This window comes from Pseudomonas sp. A2, assembly GCF_023100865.1.
In the GTDB taxonomy this organism is placed as follows: Bacteria; Pseudomonadota; Gammaproteobacteria; order Pseudomonadales; family Pseudomonadaceae; genus Aquipseudomonas; species Aquipseudomonas asiatica.
The window spans coordinates 124401-143650 of sequence record NZ_CP039127.1 but is presented as its reverse complement, the minus strand read 5'-3'; the positions used below and the strand labels follow the sequence as shown (position 1 = coordinate 143650).

Below are 19250 nucleotides of genomic sequence, written 5' to 3'. Positions count from 1 at the left end.
AACCGTCGCTGCCCATGTCCATCACGCCGCTGGCCAACCGTCCTCACGATCATTCCCATTGCGTACACAGCGCACTGGCTGAAGCCGACGCCTTGTGCACCCGCCAAGGCCTGCGCCTGACCGCTCTGCGCCGTCGAGTGCTGGAACTGGTTTGGCAAAGCCACAAGCCGCTGGGCGCCTACGATATCCTCGCCGTGCTCAGTGAGCAGGACGGCCGCCGAGCCGCGCCGCCCACGGTGTACCGTGCGCTGGACTTCCTGCTGGAAAACGGCCTGGTGCACCGCATCGCCTCGCTCAACGCCTTTATCGGCTGCAGCCACCCCGAACACCTGCACCAGGGCCAGTTCCTGATCTGCCGGGCCTGCCATGTGGCCATCGAACTGGAACAGGACAGCATCAGCGACGCCATCATCAGCAGCGCCAAGGGCGTGGGCTTCACGGTCGAGACCCAGACGGTGGAAGTGGTCGGCCTGTGCAGCAATTGCCGGAGCGCGGCATGAGCGATGCACTGATCCGCCTGGAGCAGGTCGGCGTCACCTTCGGTGGCGAGGCGGTGCTCGACAGCATCGACCTGTCGGTCGCACCTGGCCAGATCGTCACCCTGATCGGCCCGAACGGCGCGGGCAAGACCACCCTGGTGCGCGCCGTGCTCGGCCTGCTCAAGCCGCACCGCGGCAAGGTATGGCGCAAGCCGAAACTGCGTATTGGCTACATGCCGCAAAAGATCCAGGTCGATGCAACCCTACCGCTGTCGGTACTGCGCTTCTTGCGCCTGGTGCCCGGTGTAGACCGCGCGGCAGCCTTGTCGGCGTTACAGGAAGTGGGCGCCGAGCAGGTCATCGACAGCCCTATCCAGACCATTTCCGGTGGCGAGATGCAGCGCGTGCTGCTGGCCCGCGCCCTGCTGCGCGAACCCCAGCTGCTGGTGCTCGACGAGCCAGTGCAGGGCGTAGATGTGGTCGGCCAGACAGAACTGTACAACCTCATTACCCGCCTGCGCGACCGCCACGGTTGCGGCGTGCTTATGGTGTCCCACGACCTGCACCTGGTGATGAGCGCCACTGACCAGGTGGTATGCCTGAACCGCCACGTGTGCTGCTCGGGCCACCCGGAGCAGGTCAGCGGCGACCCGGCATTCGTCGAGCTGTTCGGCAAGACCGCCGCCCCCAGCCTGGCCATCTACCACCACCATCACGACCACAGCCACGACCTGCACGGCTCGGTGGTCGCCCCTGGCACCCATGTTCACGGAGCGCACTGCAAGCATGGCTGATTTTCTTCTCTACGCCCTGCTTGCCGGTTTGTCCCTGGCGCTGGTGGCCGGCCCACTGGGCTCCTTCGTGGTGTGGCGGCGCATGGCCTATTTTGGCGACACCCTGTCCCACGCCGCCCTGCTCGGCGTGGCCCTGGGCTTTGCCCTGGACGTCAGCCCGGCGCTGGCGGTAACCGTGGGCTGCCTGTTGCTGGCGATCTTGCTGGTTACCTTGCAGCAACGCCAACCGCTGGCCTCCGATACACTGCTTGGCATCCTCGCCCCCAGCACCTTGTCGCTGGGCCTGGTGGTGCTGAGCTTCATGCATGATGTCCGCATCGACCTGATGGCCTATCTGTTCGGCGACCTGCTGGCCATCAGCACCACCGATCTTGCCTGGATCCTCGGTGGCAGCGCGCTGGTCCTGCTGCTGCTCGCTGCACTGTGGCGGCCGTTGCTTGCAGTCACCGTGCACGAGGAGCTGGCCATGGTCGAGGGCCTGCCGGTGGCCGGGCTGCGCATGGCGCTGATGCTGCTGATCGCGGTGGTGATTGCCGTTGCCATGAAGATCGTCGGGGTGCTGCTGATCACGTCGCTGCTGATCATTCCTGCCGCTGCGGCGCAACGTCACGCCCGTTCTCCCGAACAGATGGCCTTGGGCGCCAGCCTGCTGGGCGTGACCGCGGTATGCGGCGGCCTGGCTCTGTCCTGGTTCAAGGACACCCCTGCCGGCCCATCGATCGTGGTCTGCGCGGCGGTGCTATTCTTGCTGAGCCTGGCCCTGCCAAAACGCTGAAAAACAGGGCGTGTGAAGGCGCGCCCTGCAACCTTTCCGCACGTAAAGGGTCTGTAAGACTTGTTTTCGAGCGTGCGCACCTGGGTGTAGACTTGCTCGCTTTTTGCGCAAATAGAGAGTCGCAGGAATGAAGCCGTTCGCCTCCCGTTATCTGCTTGTTGCCGCGTTTTCCCTGTTCCTGGCTGCGTGTTCAAACGCGCCGGTCGAGCAGGCCACCGCACCTGCCCAAGCAGATGCCTGGCAGCAATTGCAACAGAACATCGCCAGCAACGAGCTGGCCACCGCCGAAGACCAGCTGGCAGCCCTGCAGGCCCAGGCGCCGGATGACGCGCGCCTGGAGCAATACCAGCGCCAGCTTGCCGAAGCCTACCTGCAACGCAGCCAGATCTTCCTGCAAAAGGGTGATGTGAACGCTGCCGCCACAGCCTTGGCCCGTGCCCGCGCGCTGATGCCGCAGGCCCCGGCGGTTACCGGTGGCGACGCCGTGACCCAGGCGCGCAAGGCCGAGCTGGAGAAAGCTGAAGCGGCGTTGAAAGCGGCCGAGGCCAAGCCCAAGGCGCGCATCATCGACCCGGCTGCACCGAGCACCGTGGTGGCCTTGAAGACCACCGACAGCCGCGCCATGCGTCGCCAGCTGGATGACATTGCCGCCGATGTGGTGAGCTATCAATGCGAGGTGGTGTTCCAGGTGCCGCGTACCGAAGATGCGCCTTGGCTGAAGACCTTGCTGGAGAAACGCGTGCGCAAGATCGACAGCGGGTTCGAGCTGAAGCAGAAGCACGAGATTCAGCGGTCATTGCCGGCGCAGGTGGTTCTGGTTCCGCATCAGCGTTAAGAATCTGGGGGCGCTGCGCGCCCCTTTCGCGACACAAGGCCGCTCCTACAAGGGAATGCGATCTCCTGTAGGAGCGGCCTTGTGTCGCGATGGGCTGCAAAGCAGCCCCTTAGGCAGGCACAGCCTCCGCAGCCGCCTCCCGCTCCCACACCCGATGCCCCTCTACCGCTTTGACGAAGGCATCCACGGTCTTCTGCTCGTCCCCCAGCAGCAACCCCTTGTCTTCTTTCAGCCCCAAGCAGGCCAAAAGCTCTTTGGTCAACACCATCGCCTTCAGGTGTTTGTAGCCCTCCAGCAGGAAGTGCTTGGCCAAACCACTGCCTGCCAGCGCATCGGTCGAGGCCTTGCCCGCTGGCACGACAATCCCGTCAAACATGATCGAGGGCATCCCTTCCATGGAGGCATCCACCGGCAGTTGCTTACCGTCCGCGGCAGTCACCGGTGCCGAGGTCGGCCCAAGCAGCATCGGCCGGGCACTGTGCGCCTCCAGAGCCTTGACCAGCTTGTCCACGCTGGCAGCGTCTACGCCATCTGCCACCAGCACGGCAATCTTGCGCCCCTTGATGCCAACCGAGCCCGGGTGGTTCATCTGGCTCAGGGCAGGCGACTGCGCAAGCTGGCTTCCCTTCACTTGCACAGTGCCTGCGCTCGGTGCAGGCAAACCGAGGTTGGCAGCAACCGCAGCCGCCAGCTTCAGGTCGATATTGGCGAGAATCTCATTCACTTCCCGAGCACGGATCGTCTCCCGCTCCACCTTGCCCAGCTCAAAGCTGTAAGCCTTGATGATGTGCTGCTGCTCGGTCGGGCTCATGCTCTGGAAGAACAACCGCGCCTGCGAGAAATGGTCGCTGAACGAATCGCTGCGCTGGCGGATCTTGTGCGCATCGATACGCTCCTGGTAGCTCTCGAAGCCGCCATCCTGCGCGGCTGGTGGCGTTTCCTTCGGCCAGCCACCGTCGATGGAATTGGGCTCGTAGGATGCGCGACCCTTGTGCACCAGATGCTGATGCAAGGCGTCACGCTGGTTGTTGTGGTTAGGAGCGACGGGGCGGTTGATCGGGATCTGGTGGAAGTTGGGCCCGCCGAGGCGGCTAAGCTGCGTGTCGGTGTAGGAGAACAGCCGTCCCTGCAACAAAGGGTCGTTGGTAAAGTCGATGCCAGGCACGATATGAGCCGGGCAGAATGCCACCTGCTCCACTTCGGCAAAGAAGTTGTCCGGGTTGCGATTCAGGACCATCTTGCCCAAAGGTGTAACCGGCACCAGTTCTTCCGGGATTATCTTGGTCGGGTCCAGCAGGTCGAAATCGAATTTGTGCTCGTCGGCTTCCGGCACGATCTGCACACCCAGTTCCCATTCAGGGTAATCACCCGTCTCGATAGCCTCCCACAGGTCGCGACGCTGGAAATCAGCATCCTTGCCTGCCAGCTTCTGCGCTTCGTCCCATAGCAAGGAGTGCACACCCTGGCGCGGTTTCCAGTGGAATTTGACGAAACTGGCTACGCCCTGGGCGTTGATCAGGCGGAACGTATGCACCCCGAACCCTTCCATCATCCGCAAGCTGCGCGGGATAGCGCGGTCCGACATCGCCCACATGACCATATGGGCCGACTCCGGTACCAGCGAGACGAAATCCCAAAAGGTGTCATGGGCCGAAGCGCCGGTCGGGATCTCGTTGTGCGGCTCCGGCTTTACGGCGTGGACGAAATCCGGGAATTTGATCGCATCCTGGATGAAGAACACCGGCATGTTGTTACCCACCAGGTCGAAGTTGCCCTCGTCGGTGTAGAACTTCACAGCAAAGCCCCTCACGTCACGCACGGTGTCGGCTGAGCCGCGCGGGCCTTGTACCGTGGAAAATCGCACGAAGACGGGCGTGACTTTCTCCGGGTCCTGCAGGAAGCCGGCTTTGGTCAGCTCGGCGTGGTTGCCATAGCTCTGGAAATAGCCATGCGCCCCTGTTCCTCGCGCATGCACGATGCGCTCAGGAATGCGCTCGTGGTCAAAGTGCGTGATCTTTTCGCGCATGATGAAATCTTCGAGCAACGAGGGGCCTCTATCACCCACCTTGAGCGTGTTCTGGTTGTCAGCGATGCGCACCCCCTGGTTGGTACGCAACGCACTGCCTGTGGCATCGCTTCGGTCAGCCTCCAGGCTCTGCAACTTGGCGTTGGTATTGGCCCGGTCCGGGGTCTGGGTGCCAGCGGCCTCGCTGTGCTTTGGCGCGTCCGTGTTCTTGCTGGGCATGATCGGCTCTCCTCGTCAGTCTTAAGGCATACCCGTTTCGGGCTGTGTGCAAGTAGTGACCGGGAGGCTTTGCCGAGCGTTCAATCAGGATTACCGGTTGTCGCGATATGCCCGAAGGATTGGTGCATTACGAAATAAATGCTAAGAACAGCTATGGGAAAAGGCTAAAATGCGCGACCCCAGCTAACCGCTGACCCAAATTCCATGCGCCCCACAAGGTTCGCTACGTGATCGAGTTCCAACAGGTACACAAGACCTACCGCGTCGCCGGTAGGGAAATCCCCGCACTGAATCCGACCAGCCTGACCATCGAAGATGGCCAGGTGTTCGGCCTGATCGGCCATTCCGGCGCCGGCAAGAGCACCATGCTGCGCCTGATCAACCGCCTGGAAGAGCCTTCCGGCGGCAAGATCATCGTCGACGGCGAAGACGTTACCGCGTTCAACGCGAGCCAGCTGCGCGGTTTCCGTCAGCAGGTCGGGATGATTTTCCAGCACTTCAACCTGCTGGCCTCCAAGACTGTCGCCGACAACGTCGCCTTGCCACTGACCCTGGCCGGCGAGCTGTCGCGCAGCGAAATCGACAAGCGCGTGACCGAGCTGCTGGCCCGCGTCGGCCTTTCCGACCACGCCAGAAAGTACCCGGCGCAGCTGTCCGGTGGCCAGAAGCAGCGCGTCGGCATCGCCCGCGCCCTGTCCACCAACCCGAAGATCCTGCTGTGCGACGAGGCCACCAGCGCCCTCGACCCGCAAACCACCGCCTCGGTCCTGCAATTGCTGGCCGAAATCAACCGTGAGCTGAAGCTGACCATTGTGCTGATCACGCACGAAATGGACGTGATCCGCCGGGTCTGCGACCGCGTGGCAGTGATGGACGCCGGCCAGATCGTCGAGCAGGGCTCGGTGGCCGAGGTGTTCCTGCACCCGCAGCACCCCACCACCAAGCGCTTCGTCCAGGAAGACGAGCAGGTTGACGAAGGCGAGCAGCGTGACGACTTCGCGCACGTGCCGGGCCGTATCGTGCGCCTGACCTTCCAGGGCGACGCCACCTATGCGCCGCTGCTGGGCACCGTGGCCCGCGAAACCGGCGTGGACTACAGCATCCTCGCCGGGCGTATCGACCGCATCAAGGATGTCCCCTATGGCCAGCTCACCCTCGCCCTGATCGGCGGTGACATGGAAGCGGCGTTCGCCCGCTTCAAGGCAGCTGACGTACATATGGAGGTACTGCGTTGATGGACGCCCTGAATTTCTTTGCCAACGTCGACTGGGCCGAAATCTGGCTGGCCAGCGTCGACACCATGATCATGCTGTTCGGCTCGCTGTTCTTCACCGTGCTGCTCGGCCTGCCGCTGGGCGTGCTGCTGTTCCTCTGCGGGCCAAAGCAGATGTTCGAACAGAAGGGTGTGTATGCGCTGCTGTCGCTGATCGTCAACATCCTGCGCTCGCTGCCGTTCATCATCCTGCTGATCGTTATGATCCCGATCACTGTGCTGATCACCGGCACTTCCCTGGGCGTAGCCGGCGCCATTCCGCCGCTGGTGGTGGGTGCTACGCCGTTCTTCGCGCGCCTGGTGGAAACCGCCCTGCGTGAAGTGGACCGCGGCATCATCGAGGCCACCCAGTCGATGGGCGCCACCACCCGCCAGATCATCACCAGCGCACTGCTGCCGGAAGCTCGCCCGGGCATCTTCGCCGCCATTACCGTAACCGCCATCACCCTGGTTTCGTACACTGCCATGGCTGGTGTGGTCGGTGCCGGCGGCCTGGGCGACCTGGCCATCCGCTTCGGCTACCAGCGTTTCCAGACCGACGTGATGGTCGTCACAGTGGTGCTGTTGCTGGTACTGGTTCAAGTCCTGCAGAGCGTGGGCGACAAACTGGTCGTGCATTTTTCCCGTAAGTAACCCCAATGGGGTCGGCCCGGCCGACCCGTTCGGGGGCCGTCGCGGCCCTCACAAGGAGTGATCAATGAAGAAGCTGCTTGCTGTTGTCGCCGCTGTCGCGGCCTTCTCGGCCCACGCCGAGTCCCTGACCGTTGCCGCTACCCCGGTTCCGCACGCCGAGATCCTCAACTTCGTCAAACCTGTTCTGGCGAAAGAGGGCGTGGAGCTGAAGGTCAAGGAATTCACCGACTACATCCAGCCGAACGTGCAGGTGGCGGAAAAGCGCCTGGACGCCAACTTCTTCCAGCACCAGCCGTACCTGGATGAGTTCAACAAGGCCAAGGGTACCAACCTGGTGAGCGTTGCCGGCGTGCACATCGAGCCGCTGGGCGTGTACTCGACCAAGATCAAGAAGCTGGACGAGCTGTCCTCCGGCGCCACCGTGGTCATCCCCAACGACGCCACCAACGGCGGCCGCGCGCTGCTGCTGCTGGACAAGGCCGGTGTGATCAAGCTGAAGGACAACAAGAACATCCTGTCCACCGTGAAGGATGTTGCCGAGAACCCGAAAAGCCTGAAGTTCCGTGAGCTGGAAGCGGCCACCATCCCGCGCGTGCTGACCCAGGTCGATGCTGCCCTGATCAACACCAACTACGCGCTGGAAGCCAAGCTGAACCCGGAAAAAGACGCCCTGGTAATCGAAGGCAGCGACTCGCCTTACGTGAACATCCTGGTTGCCCGCCCGGACAACAAGGACTCGGACGCCATGAAAAAGCTGGCTGCTGCGCTGCACTCGCCTGAGGTGAAGCAGTTCATCAACGAGAAGTACAAAGGCGCTGTGGTTCCGGCGTTCTAAGCCGTCACATCGCGCTGGACTCTTCGCGGGTAAACCCGCTCCCACAGGGATAGCGCAAGGCTCACGGCCTACGCTGTACCTGTGGGAGCGGGTTTACCCGCGAAGCTTTTGGGGCTAACTCAATCCCGCTTCACGAGCCCAGGCAACTGCGCCACCAGCTTCTGGTTGTTGAACGGCGCCCGAATGAACCCGCGCTGACGCCCATCCGGCCCCACAACCGCCAGGTTGCCGCTGTGATCCACGGTATACCCCGGCTTGCTGGTGTCGGCCGGAATGAACGGAATGCTCAAGGCATTGGCCAGCTTCTGGGTATCCTCGATCGACCCCGCCACCCCGACGAAATCCTTGTCGAAATAACCCAGGTACTGCTTCAGCTGGTTCGGCGTGTCGCGGTTCGGGTCAACGCTCACCAGCACCACCTGCAGCCGGTCGACGGCCTCCTTGGGCAGCTCGCTCTTCACCTGGCGCAGCTGGGCCAGGGTGGTCGGGCAGATGTCCGGGCAGTAGGTGTAGCCGAAGAACAGCAACGACCATTTGCCCTTCAGGTCATCCAGTTGCACCGGCTGGCCGTCCTGGTTGGTCATGGTCACGTCGGCCACGGTACGGCTCTGCGGCAGCAGGATGATGCCGGCATCGATCAGCTCGGTGGGGTTGGGCTGGTCGCGGCCATTGAGCACCTTGTTGACGGTCAGGCCCAGGATCAACGCGACCAGGGCAACGAGGATGAAGACGGTTTTCTGGGTTCGGGTCATAGGTTCAGCAACAGGTAGTGGTCGAGGAGCAACGCGATGAACAGCGCGAACAGGTAGCCGATAGAGTACTTGAAGGTGCCGATCGCTGCGTGCGGCCGGCTGCCACGGTACAACACCCATGCCCATTGCAGGAAGCGCAGGCCCAGTACAAGGGCACAGGCCAGGTACAGCGGGCCGCTCATGTGGATGGCGTACGGCAGCAGGCTCACCGCCAGCAATACCAGGGTGTACAGCAGGATATGCAGCTTGGTGTAGCGCTCGCCGTGGGTCACCGGCAGCATCGGTATATCGGCCTTGGCGTATTCCTCCTTGCGGTGGATGGCCAAGGCCCAGAAGTGTGGTGGGGTCCACGCGAAGATGATCAGCACCAGCAGCAGGGGCTCGGCGCTGACATGCCCACTGACCGCCACCCAGCCCAGCAACGGCGGGGCGGCGCCAGCCAAGCCGCCGATGACGATATTCTGTGGCGTAGCGCGCTTGAGAAAACCGGTGTAGAGCACCGCATAACCGAGCAGGGAAGCCAGTGTCAGCCAGGCGGTGAGGGCGTTGGTGAACACCAGCAGCAGGGCCATGCCAAGTAGCGCCAGCGCCAGGGCGAACAGCAGCGCCGGCAGCGGCTCGACCCGGCCCTGGGCAAGCGGCCGTTTGTGGGTACGCGCCATCAGAGCGTCGATGCGTCGGTCCACCACATGATTGACCACCGCCGCGCCGCCTGCACAAAAGCCGATGCCCAAGTTGCCGAACAGCAGCACGCTCCAGCTGACACCCGCACGGGTGGCAAGGAACATGCCCGCCAGCGAGGTGATCAGCATCAGCACCACCACCTTGGGCTTGGTCAGCTCCAGGTAGTCACGCCAACTGGCCCTCTGTGCGCTCAGAAGCGTCGCCACGAATCATTCCTCATGTGGTGGGAGATGCCCACGCCAGCCACAGGCCGCAGGCGCCAGCCATGGCCGACACCCACGCGAACCTTGTCGACCACGCGGATGCGGTAGTTCACCAGCACCATGCTCAGCAGCAACAGCGCCCCACCAGCGTTGTGCGCCACGGCCACGGCCAGCGGCAGGTGCAGCAGCACATTGCTGATGCCCAGGCCGACTTGCACCACCAGCGCCAGCAGCACCAGCCGCGCCAGGCCAGGGAGGCCGCAGCGGTGCAGCTTCCAGCTGAGCATCAGCAGCACGCAGGTCACCAGCAGTGCACCCAGGCGGTGGCTGATGTGGATGGCCGTGCGCGCATCACTGTCCAGTTGCCCACCCAGGTAGTTGGGCCCGACGTGCTGGGTCAGATGGAACCCGTTGCTGAAGTCCGCCGCCGGCCACCACTGGCCGTGGCAGGTGGGCAGGTCGATGCAGGCGACGGCCGCGTAGTTGGCACTGACCCAGCCGCCCAGGGCGATCTGGCCGATCACCACCAGCAAGGCCAGCGCGGCGATCCGGCGCAGGCTCAATGGCAGCTTTGGCAAAGGCGCAAAGGCCCGGGACAGACGCAGGGACAACAGGAACAACAAACTCAGGGTAGTGAAGCCGCCGAGTAGATGCGCGGTGACCACCTGCGGCCACAGCTTGAGGGTGACCGTCCACATGCCGAAGGCTGCCTGGGCCAGCACCACGCCCAGCAGCAGCAAGGGCAGGCGGTAAGGCTGGCCATCGCGGGCATGCCGGCGCAGCGCCTGCAAGGCGAGCAGGGCGATCACCATCGCCAGGGTGCCGGCGAAGTAGCGGTGGACCATCTCGGCCCAGCCCTTGGCGGCTTCCACCGGATGTTCGGGGAAATGCAGCTCGGCATGAGCCAGCTGCGCTTCGCTCTTGGGCACGCTGATGAAGCCGTAGCAACCCGGCCAGTCCGGGCAGCCGAGGCCGGCGTGGGTCAGGCGGGTATAGGCACCGAGCAGGACGACCAGCAGTGCCAGCAAGGTGGCGAACACAGCAAGGCGGAATCCGGGTCTGGCCATGGCAGGCTCCTAGCCGATGTTGGACAGCTTGAGCAGGTGGCGCAGGTCGTCCAGCACATGCTTGCCGTTGACCTTGGCGTCGTAGCGCAGCACCAGGTTGCCGTGTGGGTCGACGATCCACAGCTGCGGGCCGGTCTCGCCGACCTTTTGCAGGTAGCGTTGCGCATCCAGCGGGTAACGCTGCAACTGTGGGTATTCGCGGCCGAGCAACGCCTGGTAATCGGCACTTGCCGGCTGGGCGGCCGCCAGGGCATGGCTGGCACGGCTGGCATCACGGCCCAGGCCGACCTGGATCTGCCGGGCCAGGTACACCAGCCGCTGGCAATCCTCGGCACAGGCTGTGGGTGTGCTCACCAGCAGCTGCCAGCGCTCGTCCTGGCCCGCCACGCCGAGATCGGAAAGGCTCTCACCGTTGCCGATCATCACGCCGTGGTAGCTGCGGCCGTCCGGCACCCAGAACTTGAGCTTGTACATGCTGGTGGCCAGAACCATCGGCCCGAGCACCACCAGCAGAATCAGCAGCAGCTGCAAACGCCCGCGGGCTCTGGGTTTGCTGCGTTCAGGCACTTCCAGTGGAGTGGCGGTGGCCATGACGTTTCTCCTTGTTGTGGTGCCAGCCGAAGTAGAGGTAGAGCAGTACCAAAGTGGTTGCCAGGGCAAACCATTGCACGGCGTAACCCAGGTGTTTTTCCGGGCCCATGGCAACGACCGGCCAGTCCAGGCGATAGGTCGCCGGGCCGGGTTCCAGGCGCAGCTCATGGGCGAAGCCATCGCGATCGAGCTGTTGCCATAGCTGCGCGGCATCCACGGCAGTCAGCAGGTGCGGCCACTGGCCGCCTGCAGGGTCGGGGTGCAGCTGGAACGTGCTACCAGGCGCGACATACACCGAAGCGTCCAGCGCCAACGCCTGGGCAGGGGTATCGAAATGCACCGGCACGCGGCGGTCCGGCCAAGGCAGCCAGCCGCGGTTGACCAGCAGCCACACGCCGCTGGCCTGGTCATGGAAGGGTTGCAGCAGTTCGACACCGGCCTGGCCGTCACGCATGCGGTTGTCCAGAAGCAAGCTGTGCTCGGCGTCGAAGCGGCCATAGAGATGCACGCGGCGGAAGGCATTGTCCTGTTTCGCTGTCAGCTGGGCCGTGGCCACGGGCGCTTCGACCCGCCGCTCGGCATAGGCGGCCAGCAGCACGCGCTTTTCCTCGGCACGGCCGAGTTGCCAGCAGCCGAGCGCGATCAGCCCCGGCAGCAGCGCAAGCACCACCAGGGTTGGTACCCAGCCCGGACGAAACGGCCTCATCGGAGCCTCGTCGGGCCGATCGCTATACTTATCCACATCACCGCATCCCCCCGGAGTATCGCCATGCTCAAGGCCGCGATTGTCCTGATGCTGTTGGCCACGATTGCCAGCCTGTTCAGCGGCCTGGTGTTTCTGGTCAAGGACGATGAAAACTCGACCCGTTTGCTGAAGGCACTGACCGTGCGGGTGACCCTGGCGGCCCTCACCATCGGCCTGGTGGCCTGGGGCTTCATCAGCGGTCAGCTGGTCTCACACGCCCCCTTCTGAAGTTTTCACCTGACCCTGTGGGAGCGGGCATCCCCGCGAATGCGATGTTGAATGTACCGACGCATTCGCGGGCGCGCCCGCTCCCACAGGGTTCTCTATTCACAACACATAGACAAAGATGAACAACCCCACCCACACCACATCGACGAAGTGCCAGTACCAACTGGCCGCCTCGAAACCAAAGTGTTTCTCCGGGTTGAAATGCCCGCGCAAGATGCGCACGAACATCACGATCAGGATGATCGTGCCCAATGTCACGTGGGCGCCGTGGAAGCCGGTGAGCATGAAGAACGTCGCGCCGTAGATACCCGACCCCAGCGTCAGCCCCAGCTTGGTATAGGCCTCGTGGTACTCGTAGGCCTGCAACGCGATGAAGCTGGCGCCCAGGACGATGGTCAGCGCCATCCAGAATTTCAGCGGGCCACGGTGGCCGCGACGCAGGGCATGGTGGGCGATGGTGATGGTCACGCTGGAGCTGACCAGCAAGATGGTGTTGATCAGCGGCAGGTGCCACGGGTCGATCACTTCCTTGGGCGGCGGGAACAGTTTCGGGTCGGGCGTGTGCAGCAGCGGCCAGGTGAATTCGAAGGTCGGCCACAACATGTGCGCAACACCCTTGGCCCCTTCACCGCCCAGCCACGGCCCGGCCAGCACGCGCACGTAGAACAGCGCACCGAAGAAGGCCAGGAAAAACATCACCTCGGAGAAGATGAACCAGCTCATGCCCCAGCGGAACGAGCGGTCCAGTTGCGGGCTGTACAGCCCCGCGCGGCTCTCCCGCACCACCGAACCGAACCAGCCGAACAGCATGTAGGCCAGGAACAACGCGCCGATGAAGAAGATCAGCGGCCCGTGCGACTCGGGGTGACCGGCCTTCATGTCGTTGAACCAGGTACCCAGGCCGAACACCGTGATGAACATGCCGATGGTGGCGATGATCGGCCACTTGCTCTGCGCCGGAACGTAATAGTGCTCATGACTTGCCATTGCTGTTCTCCTTCCCTTAACGGGCGCCCTGGACGTCCTGAACCGCGACATGCGCGACCGGCGGGTGGCGAGCGGTGATGTCGAACAAGGTGTAGGCCAGTGTCAGGTGCTTCACGCTGGCCGGCAGGTCGCGGTCGACAATGAAGCGCACCGGCATCTCGATGCGTTCGCCGGGCTGCAGCACCTGCTGGGTGAAGCAGAAGCACTCGGTCTTGTGGAAGTACGCCGCAGCCTCGGCCGGGGTGATGCTGGGGATGGCTTGCGCACTCATCGGCCGATCGGTCGGGTTGTGGGCGATGAAAATCATCTGGTTCACCGCACCCGGGTTGACCTCCAGCTGGTCTGCGGTGGAATAGAAGTCCCAGACCATGTCGCTGGCATTGGTCGACATGAACTGCACCCGCACCGAACGCGTCGGATCGCTGACCTGGCTGCCTTCATACTGCCCACCGGTCTTGCCGTTGATGCCGAAGGCCTTGCACATCACGTCATAGATGGGCACCAGGGCGAAGCCGAAGGCGAACATCACCACCGTCAGCATCAGCAGGCGCAACACCAGGCGTTTCAGCGAAAGGCCGCTCATGGCACGGTTCCTATTTCACTTCCGGTGGCGTCTGGAAGGTGTGATAAGGCGCAGGCGAAGGGATCGACCACTCCAGGCCCTCGGCGCCATCCCATGGCTTGGCCGGTGCCGGCGCGCCGCCGCGGATGCACTTGATGACGATGAACAGGAAGAAGATCTGCGTGGCACCGAACATGAACGCGCCGATCGACGACACCATGTTGAAGTCGGCGAACTGCAGGTTGTAGTCGGGGATTCGCCGTGGCATGCCGGCCAGCCCCACGAAGTGCATGGGGAAGAAGGCCATGTTCATGCCGATGAACGATAGCCAGAAGTGCAGCTTGCCCAGGGTTTCGTCATACATGTGGCCAGTCCATTTCGGCAGCCAGTAGTAGGCCGAGGCGAAGATGCCGAAGATAGCCCCAGGCACCAGCACATAATGGAAGTGCGCCACCACGAAGTAGGTGTCGTGGTACTGGAAGTCCGCTGGAGCGATGGCAAGCATCAGCCCGCTGAATCCGCCGATGGTGAACAGGATGACAAAGGCGATGGCGAACAGCATCGGCGTTTCGAAGGTCAGCGAGCCTTCCCACATGGTGCTGACCCAGTTGAACACCTTCACCCCGGTAGGCACGGCGATCAGCATGGTGGCGTACATGAAGAACAGCTCGCCGACCACGGGAATACCGACCACGAACATGTGGTGGGCCCAGACGATGAACGACAGGAAGGCGATGGCGCCGGTGGCGTATACCATCGAGGTGTAGCCGAACAGCGGCTTGCGCGAGAACGCCGGGATTATCGAGCTGACCGCGCCGAAGGCCGGCAGGATCATGATGTACACCTCGGGGTGGCCGAAGAACCAGAACACGTGCTGGAACAGCACCGGGTCACCACCGCCGGCGGCACTGAAGAAGCTTGTACCGAAGTGGATGTCCATCAGCATCATGGTCACGACGCCGGCCAGCACCGGCATCACCGCAATCAGCAGGAATGCGGTAATCAGCCAGGTCCAGACGAACAGTGGCATCTTCATCAGGGTCATGCCTGGGGCACGCAGGTTGAGGATGGTGGCGATCACGTTGATCGCGCCCATGATCGAGCTGATGCCCATCAGGTGGATGGCAAAAATGAAGAAGGTGACGCTGGCCGGCGCGTAGGTGGTGGACAGCGGGGCGTAGAAGGTCCAGCCAAAGTTGGGCCCGCCGCCCGGGCTGAACAGGGTCGAGACCAGTAGCAGGAAAGCTGCCGGCAGCAGCCAGAAGCTGAAGTTGTTCATCCGCGGCAAAGCCATGTCGGGCGCGCCGATCATCAGCGGGATCATCCAGTTGGCCAGGCCGACGAAGGCCGGCATCACCGCACCGAACACCATGATCAGGCCGTGCATGGTGGTCATCTGGTTGAAGAACTCCGGCTGGACGATCTGCAGGCCAGGCTGGAACAGCTCGGCGCGGATCACCATGGCGAACGAGCCGCCGAGCAGGAACATCATGAAGCTGAACCACAGGTACATCGTGCCGATGTCCTTGTGGTTGGTGGTCAGCACCCAGCGCATCAGGCCCTTGGCCGGGCCGTGCGCATGGTCATGGCCGTGGGCGTGGTCGTCGATCACTGCACTCATGTCCTGTCTCCTGCAATCCATTGATTGCCGCGAGTAACCCGGTTCATTGCGCTTCAGCCTGCTTCAGCGCCAGCACGTCCTTCGGCGTGACCATGTCACCCTTGTTGTTCCCCCAGGCGTTGCGCTCGTAGGTGACCACGGCGGCGATGTCGACTTCCGAGAGCTGCTTGCCGAACGCGGCCATGGCAGTGCCGGGCTTGCCGTGGAAGACGATGCCCAGGTGGGCTTCCTTCGGCCCGGTGGCGATCTTCGAGCCCTTGAGCGCAGGGAACATCGGCGGCAGGCCCTGGCCTTCGGCCTGGTGACAGGCCACGCAGGTGGTGTGGTAGACCTTGTCACCACGTTCCACCAGTTCTTCCAGGGTCCATTCCTTGCTGGTCAGCTCCTTGAGCTTGGCAGCTTCAGCCTTGCGCTCGCCCAGCCAGGTGTCGTAGTCAGCCTTGGACTTGACCTCGACCACCACCGGCATGAAACCGTGGTCCTTGCCGCACAGCTCGGTGCACTGGCCGCGGTAGATGCCGGGCTTCTCGATACGGGTCCAGGCTTCGTTGACGAAGCCGGGGATGGCATCACGCTTGACCGCGAAGGCCGGCACCCACCAGGAGTGGATGACATCGGCAGCGGTTACCAGGAAGCGCACCTTGGCACCCACCGGCAGCACCAGCGGCTGGTCGACTTCGAGCAGGTAGTGCTCGTCCTTGGGTGCCTTGTTGTGGATCTGCTCGGTGGGGGTGGCCAGGTTGCTGAAGAATTCCACGTCCTGGCCCAGGTATTTGTAGTGCCACTTCCACTGGTAGCCGGTAACCTGGATATCGATGTCCGACTCGCTGGCATCGTAGATGTCGATCAGAGTCTTGGTGGCCGGGATGGCCATGGCTACCAGGATCAGGAAGGGGACCACGGTCCAGAGGATTTCCACCCAGGTGTGCTCGTGGAAATGCGCAGCCTGCTGGCCGGTGGAACGGCGGTGGATGACCATGGACCAGAACATCGCGCCAAAGACAACGATGCCGATGATCACGCAGATCCAGAAGATGGTCATGTGCAGGTCGAAGACGGCGTTGGAGACTTCCGTCGCGCCTGGGTGCATGTTCACGGTCCAGGCGGCGTTGGCCTGACCAAAAACCGACCACAACAGGAGGCCCATCCAGACATGTGGATGTCGCATCATTGCGGGTTCCCCTTCTCGTTCTTGTAGTCCCGGAGGCGTGGCCTGCGGCAAGAGGGAACGGTGGTCAAGACTACCTGGCTTCGACGACCGAGCCCCTGCTAAAAGCAGTCGGGCCTCATCAACGAATCACGTTCACCGGGAGTATAGACAGCGACCAACGGCACGCAACGAAGCCCGTGAAATGAACTTCATGAAATGGCTGAATGGCCTGAAAACCGCGCGCTTGACACGGCATGGCACAATAATGGCTTTTCGATATGCCTGAGCATGCACACGTTTGCGCGAACTTATAACAAATGCGTCTTAGGTATTCTGTATACCGAGCTAATTTAGTGTCTTCCGTTTGAAACGTAATGTCCCTGGAGTTGTCATGAACATCGCTGCTGTACGCGAGCAGGTAAGCCAAGCCCATCAACACGAAGGCCAGACCGGCCAACTGAAAAAGCGTCTCGAGCTGCAACTGCCCCACCTGCACCCCTCGATCCAACTGCCTGAGCAGGACGCCCAGGGTACTTTGGCGCGCTTCGTCAGCGCCTACATCGACCAGGTTCCGGAACTGCTGGAGGCCGCCCATGAGGTCGCCCGCGAGGCCGGGATCGAATCGCAGATCAAACCTGTACTGAAAATCGCCGAAGCCTACTTCCTGCAGCCGCCCAGCCTGATGCAAGGGCATGTGGGCCTGGACTGCCTGCTGGATGAGGCCTACCTGGCGCACCGCCTGGTGGAAGAGGTGAACGACCTGTACATCCGTCACTTCCAGCAACCGTTGATCCCGGTCGACACCACCGTCGCCAACCTGATTGCCCACCAGTTGATTGGCGAGACGTTTGCCAACCAGCTGGATGAAGTGGTGCACCACTCGGTGGATGAAATGTTGAACGACGAAAGCTTCGCGGTGGAGTCGGTGGAGGCCTACCGCGAGAAATTGAGCAGCCCGGAAACGGGCGCGGCCTGGAAGCGCTGGCCGTGCCTGTCACGGCAGTTAGGGGTGGAGCTGGGCCAACCGGCCTGAAGTTCCTGTCCCGGCCTCTTCGCGGGTAAACCCGCTCCCACAGGTACTCCACAGGGTTCATGGCCTGTGCAGTACCTGTGGGAGCGGGTTTACCCGCGAAGAGGCCAGTTCAGGCGATACAGACTTTCAGCTTCAGGCCCCAACCCCCGCCGTAGTCCGCATCCGCCCCTCGATCCGCCGCTTCAAGCGCCGCTGCTCGATCAGCAACCGCGACCCATTGGCCGAATTACTGCGCCCCCAATCCTCAAGCAGCTCAAGGCACGAGTGGTCGATATAGCTGAGGTTACCCAGCGGCACATGCAGCGTGGTCCCCGCCGGCACGCTATCCAGCACCTGGGTCAGCGCCGGCACCTTGAGGAAGGTAGCCGCGCCACTCAACCGCAGCTCCATGTGTCCAGCCTTTTCCAGGCTGACCAGGTTGATCTTCAACCGCGCCGCCTTCAGTGCCAGCTTCAGCAAGGTCAGGGCAAAGCCCAGCAATACACCGGTCAGCAGGTCGGTAAAGATGATCGCCAGCGCCGTCGCCGCGTAGGTGAACATCGGCATGCGGCCATAGCGGCCCAGCCCACGAAACGCCTTGAAATCCACCAGCTTGACCCCGGTGAACACCAGCACACCCGCCAGGCTCGCCACCGGGATCTGCTGCAGCACGCTGCTCAACGCCACAACGAACGCCAGCAGCCACAGGCCATGGAAGATCGCCGAAGCCCGGGTCTGCGCACCTGCCTGCACGTTGGCCGAGCTACGCACGATCACCCCGGTCATCGGCAACGCACCGAGCACCCCGCACAGCATGTTGCCGATGCCCTGGGCCGACAGCTCACGATCAAAGTCCGAACGCTGGCCGCTGTGCATGCGGTCAACCGCTGCAGCCGACAACAAGGTTTCGGCACTGGCGATGAAGGCCAGGGCAAAAGCGGCGACCAACAAGGTAGGGTCGGCCAGTTGCATCAGGTCACCAGGGCGGATCCAGTCGATGGCCTCGGACAGGTCGGCCGGCACCTGTACGCGGTTCACCGGCAAAGCCAGCCAGATGCTGATGGCCGTCATGGCCGACACACCCAGCAGGGCACCCGGGACGAAGCGCAGCCGCTGCGGTCGCAGCCGCTCCCAGCTCCACATGATGGCGATGGTGCCCAGGCCCAGCGCACCGGCCATCCAACCAGAGCCGGCGCTTTCCTGCGGCAGGGCGGCGGCCACGGTCGCCGGGAACTCCAGCAGGTTCTGCATGCCGGATGGCTGCGGCGCGGTGTCGAACATCACATGCACCTGCGAAAGCACGATCAGCACGCCAATCCCCGCCAACATGCCGTACACCACCGCCGGAGCGGTAACCCGGAACCAGCAGCCCAGGCGCAGGCGCCCGGCCAGTAACTGCAGCAAGCCGGCCAGCAGCAGGATCGGCCCGAGCATGGCCATGCCGTGCTGGCGTACCAGCTCGAATACCAATACCGCCAGACCGGCGGCCGGGCCACTGACCTGCAGCGGCGAACCGGCGAGGAAACCAACGACAATACCGCCGATAATGCCGGTAATCAGGCCTTTGGCCGGCGGCATGCCAGAGGCGATCGCAATGCCCATGCACAACGGCAGTGCCACCAGGAAGACCACCACCGACGCTAGCAATTCACGCGGCAGGGCCGCTTTCAACTGTGTAATGTTCACCGTGTTTCTCCTTTCTTTGTCACACAGCCATTCCCCTGGCCGTGGGCACGTTTGCCCCTGACGAGCGCGCAGGCGCGGGCCGCCAGCGGGCGT

The 19250-nt window shown here is 63.1% G+C and carries 20 protein-coding genes; 9 read left to right on the top strand and 11 right to left on the bottom strand.

Annotation, left to right across the window (positions count from 1 at the left end; genetic code table 11):
• The first annotated feature begins 14 nt into the window (after nucleotides 1-14).
• The 4 genes from zur (at nucleotide 15) to E5221_RS00685 (ending at nucleotide 2883) form a co-directional block, all read left to right on the top strand.
• Nucleotides 15-500: a zinc uptake transcriptional repressor Zur gene (zur, locus tag E5221_RS00700; protein WP_025337220.1), complete on the top strand. Its 486-nt coding sequence runs from the start codon at nucleotides 15-17 to the stop codon at nucleotides 498-500.
• On the top strand, nucleotides 497-1273 hold the full coding sequence (gene znuC / locus E5221_RS00695; protein ID WP_015268472.1) for a zinc ABC transporter ATP-binding protein ZnuC: 777 nt from the start codon (nucleotides 497-499) through the stop codon (nucleotides 1271-1273). Before zur ends, znuC begins: the two co-directional genes overlap by 4 nt.
• Nucleotides 1266-2048, top strand: coding sequence for a zinc ABC transporter permease subunit ZnuB (gene znuB, locus E5221_RS00690; protein WP_003256958.1), 783 nt, complete (start codon nucleotides 1266-1268; stop codon nucleotides 2046-2048). The genes znuC and znuB overlap by 8 nt, the downstream gene beginning before the upstream one ends.
• Before the next feature lie 127 nt (nucleotides 2049-2175).
• A complete protein-coding gene (locus E5221_RS00685; RefSeq protein ID WP_247846763.1) occupies nucleotides 2176-2883 on the top strand; it encodes a PA5502 family lipoprotein in 708 nt (235 codons plus the stop codon).
• A 109-nt stretch (nucleotides 2884-2992) separates the two neighbouring features.
• Here E5221_RS00685 and katE read toward each other — a convergent pair whose 3' ends face one another.
• A complete protein-coding gene (gene katE, locus E5221_RS00680) occupies nucleotides 2993-5128 on the bottom strand; it encodes a catalase HPII (RefSeq protein ID WP_247846762.1) in 2136 nt (711 codons plus the stop codon).
• 227 nt (nucleotides 5129-5355) lie between these two features.
• Here katE and E5221_RS00675 point away from each other — a divergent pair, with 227 nt between their 5' ends.
• From E5221_RS00675 to E5221_RS00665, 3 genes are all read left to right on the top strand, one after another.
• Nucleotides 5356-6363: a methionine ABC transporter ATP-binding protein gene (locus tag E5221_RS00675; RefSeq protein ID WP_003256960.1), complete on the top strand. Its 1008-nt coding sequence runs from the start codon at nucleotides 5356-5358 to the stop codon at nucleotides 6361-6363.
• Nucleotides 6363-7034 (top strand): methionine ABC transporter permease, encoded by a 672-nt coding sequence (locus E5221_RS00670; protein WP_013970307.1) that lies wholly within the window; start codon nucleotides 6363-6365, stop codon nucleotides 7032-7034. The genes E5221_RS00675 and E5221_RS00670 overlap by 1 nt, the downstream gene beginning before the upstream one ends.
• 64 nt (nucleotides 7035-7098) lie before the next feature.
• Nucleotides 7099-7869 carry a MetQ/NlpA family ABC transporter substrate-binding protein gene (locus tag E5221_RS00665; protein WP_013970306.1) on the top strand — a complete coding sequence of 257 codons (771 nt, stop codon included), beginning with the start codon at nucleotides 7099-7101 and terminating at the stop codon, nucleotides 7867-7869.
• 119 nt (nucleotides 7870-7988) lie between these two features.
• Here E5221_RS00665 and E5221_RS00660 read toward each other — a convergent pair whose 3' ends face one another.
• From E5221_RS00660 to E5221_RS00640, 5 genes are read right to left on the bottom strand one after another with little or no spacing between them, the layout of a single operon-like run.
• Nucleotides 7989-8621, bottom strand: a complete 633-nt coding sequence (locus tag E5221_RS00660) for an SCO family protein (RefSeq protein WP_013970305.1) — start codon at nucleotides 8619-8621, stop codon at nucleotides 7989-7991.
• Nucleotides 8618-9511 (bottom strand): heme o synthase, encoded by an 894-nt coding sequence (gene cyoE / locus E5221_RS00655; protein WP_013970304.1) that lies wholly within the window; start codon nucleotides 9509-9511, stop codon nucleotides 8618-8620. The genes E5221_RS00660 and cyoE overlap by 4 nt, the downstream gene beginning before the upstream one ends.
• Complete coding sequence (locus E5221_RS00650) at nucleotides 9496-10575, bottom strand: COX15/CtaA family protein (RefSeq protein WP_015268468.1); 1080 nt, start codon at nucleotides 10573-10575, stop codon at nucleotides 9496-9498. The genes cyoE and E5221_RS00650 overlap by 16 nt, the downstream gene beginning before the upstream one ends.
• A gap of 9 nt (nucleotides 10576-10584) precedes the next feature.
• Entirely contained in the window at nucleotides 10585-11166 is a 582-nt protein-coding gene (locus E5221_RS00645; RefSeq protein WP_023660931.1) for a hypothetical protein, read from the bottom strand.
• Nucleotides 11135-11872 carry an SURF1 family protein gene (locus E5221_RS00640; RefSeq protein ID WP_247846761.1) on the bottom strand — a complete coding sequence of 246 codons (738 nt, stop codon included), beginning with the start codon at nucleotides 11870-11872 and terminating at the stop codon, nucleotides 11135-11137. Before E5221_RS00640 ends, E5221_RS00645 begins: the two co-directional genes overlap by 32 nt.
• A gap of 63 nt (nucleotides 11873-11935) precedes the next feature.
• Here E5221_RS00640 and E5221_RS00635 point away from each other — a divergent pair, with 63 nt between their 5' ends.
• Nucleotides 11936-12139 carry a twin transmembrane helix small protein gene (locus tag E5221_RS00635; RefSeq protein WP_003258925.1) on the top strand — a complete coding sequence of 68 codons (204 nt, stop codon included), beginning with the start codon at nucleotides 11936-11938 and terminating at the stop codon, nucleotides 12137-12139.
• 99 nt (nucleotides 12140-12238) lie between these two features.
• On the opposite strand, the gene E5221_RS00630 is transcribed toward E5221_RS00635, so the two are convergent.
• The 4 genes from E5221_RS00630 to coxB are packed head-to-tail and all read right to left on the bottom strand — an operon-like array spanning nucleotide 12239 to nucleotide 16480.
• Nucleotides 12239-13126 carry a cytochrome c oxidase subunit 3 gene (locus E5221_RS00630; protein ID WP_003258926.1) on the bottom strand — a complete coding sequence of 296 codons (888 nt, stop codon included), beginning with the start codon at nucleotides 13124-13126 and terminating at the stop codon, nucleotides 12239-12241.
• 16 nt (nucleotides 13127-13142) lie between these two features.
• The gene (locus tag E5221_RS00625; RefSeq protein ID WP_039612408.1) at nucleotides 13143-13709 is read right to left on the bottom strand and encodes a cytochrome c oxidase assembly protein; all 567 of its coding nucleotides are present in this window, start codon (nucleotides 13707-13709) and stop codon (nucleotides 13143-13145) included.
• A 10-nt stretch (nucleotides 13710-13719) separates the two neighbouring features.
• Entirely contained in the window at nucleotides 13720-15309 is a 1590-nt protein-coding gene (gene ctaD, locus E5221_RS00620) for a cytochrome c oxidase subunit I (protein WP_102083813.1), read from the bottom strand.
• 43 nt (nucleotides 15310-15352) lie between these two features.
• On the bottom strand, nucleotides 15353-16480 hold the full coding sequence (coxB, locus tag E5221_RS00615) for a cytochrome c oxidase subunit II (protein WP_015268462.1): 1128 nt from the start codon (nucleotides 16478-16480) through the stop codon (nucleotides 15353-15355).
• A gap of 370 nt (nucleotides 16481-16850) precedes the next feature.
• On the opposite strand from coxB, the gene E5221_RS00610 reads away from it, so the two are divergent.
• Nucleotides 16851-17492, top strand: coding sequence for a hypothetical protein (locus tag E5221_RS00610; RefSeq protein ID WP_061550177.1), 642 nt, complete (start codon nucleotides 16851-16853; stop codon nucleotides 17490-17492).
• A gap of 132 nt (nucleotides 17493-17624) precedes the next feature.
• Here E5221_RS00610 and E5221_RS00605 read toward each other — a convergent pair whose 3' ends face one another.
• Nucleotides 17625-19157 (bottom strand): SulP family inorganic anion transporter, encoded by a 1533-nt coding sequence (locus E5221_RS00605; RefSeq protein WP_013970296.1) that lies wholly within the window; start codon nucleotides 19155-19157, stop codon nucleotides 17625-17627.
• Nucleotides 19158-19250: the final 93 nt, after the last annotated feature.

Bases quoted from the DNA above. Each gene is read 5' to 3' on its own strand.
- zur (WP_025337220.1), top strand. From the start codon at position 15: ATGTCCATCACGCCGCTGGCCAACCGTCCTCACGATCATTCCCATTGC.
- znuC (WP_015268472.1), top strand. From the start codon at position 497: ATGAGCGATGCACTGATCCGCCTGGAGCAGGTCGGCGTCACCTTCGGT.
- E5221_RS00670 (WP_013970307.1), top strand. From the start codon at position 6,363: ATGGACGCCCTGAATTTCTTTGCCAACGTCGACTGGGCCGAAATCTGG.
- E5221_RS00645 (WP_023660931.1), bottom strand. From the start codon at position 11,166: ATGGCCACCGCCACTCCACTGGAAGTGCCTGAACGCAGCAAACCCAGA.
- E5221_RS00665 (WP_013970306.1), top strand. From the start codon at position 7,099: ATGAAGAAGCTGCTTGCTGTTGTCGCCGCTGTCGCGGCCTTCTCGGCC.
- katE (WP_247846762.1), bottom strand. From the start codon at position 5,128: ATGCCCAGCAAGAACACGGACGCGCCAAAGCACAGCGAGGCCGCTGGC.
- coxB (WP_015268462.1), bottom strand. From the start codon at position 16,480: ATGATGCGACATCCACATGTCTGGATGGGCCTCCTGTTGTGGTCGGTT.
- E5221_RS00625 (WP_039612408.1), bottom strand. From the start codon at position 13,709: ATGAGCGGCCTTTCGCTGAAACGCCTGGTGTTGCGCCTGCTGATGCTG.
- E5221_RS00650 (WP_015268468.1), bottom strand. From the start codon at position 10,575: ATGGCCAGACCCGGATTCCGCCTTGCTGTGTTCGCCACCTTGCTGGCA.
- E5221_RS00635 (WP_003258925.1), top strand. From the start codon at position 11,936: ATGCTCAAGGCCGCGATTGTCCTGATGCTGTTGGCCACGATTGCCAGC.
- E5221_RS00630 (WP_003258926.1), bottom strand. From the start codon at position 13,126: ATGGCAAGTCATGAGCACTATTACGTTCCGGCGCAGAGCAAGTGGCCG.
- E5221_RS00685 (WP_247846763.1), top strand. From the start codon at position 2,176: ATGAAGCCGTTCGCCTCCCGTTATCTGCTTGTTGCCGCGTTTTCCCTG.
- E5221_RS00640 (WP_247846761.1), bottom strand. From the start codon at position 11,872: ATGAGGCCGTTTCGTCCGGGCTGGGTACCAACCCTGGTGGTGCTTGCG.
- E5221_RS00660 (WP_013970305.1), bottom strand. From the start codon at position 8,621: ATGACCCGAACCCAGAAAACCGTCTTCATCCTCGTTGCCCTGGTCGCG.
- E5221_RS00610 (WP_061550177.1), top strand. From the start codon at position 16,851: ATGAACATCGCTGCTGTACGCGAGCAGGTAAGCCAAGCCCATCAACAC.
- znuB (WP_003256958.1), top strand. From the start codon at position 1,266: ATGGCTGATTTTCTTCTCTACGCCCTGCTTGCCGGTTTGTCCCTGGCG.
- ctaD (WP_102083813.1), bottom strand. From the start codon at position 15,309: ATGAGTGCAGTGATCGACGACCACGCCCACGGCCATGACCATGCGCAC.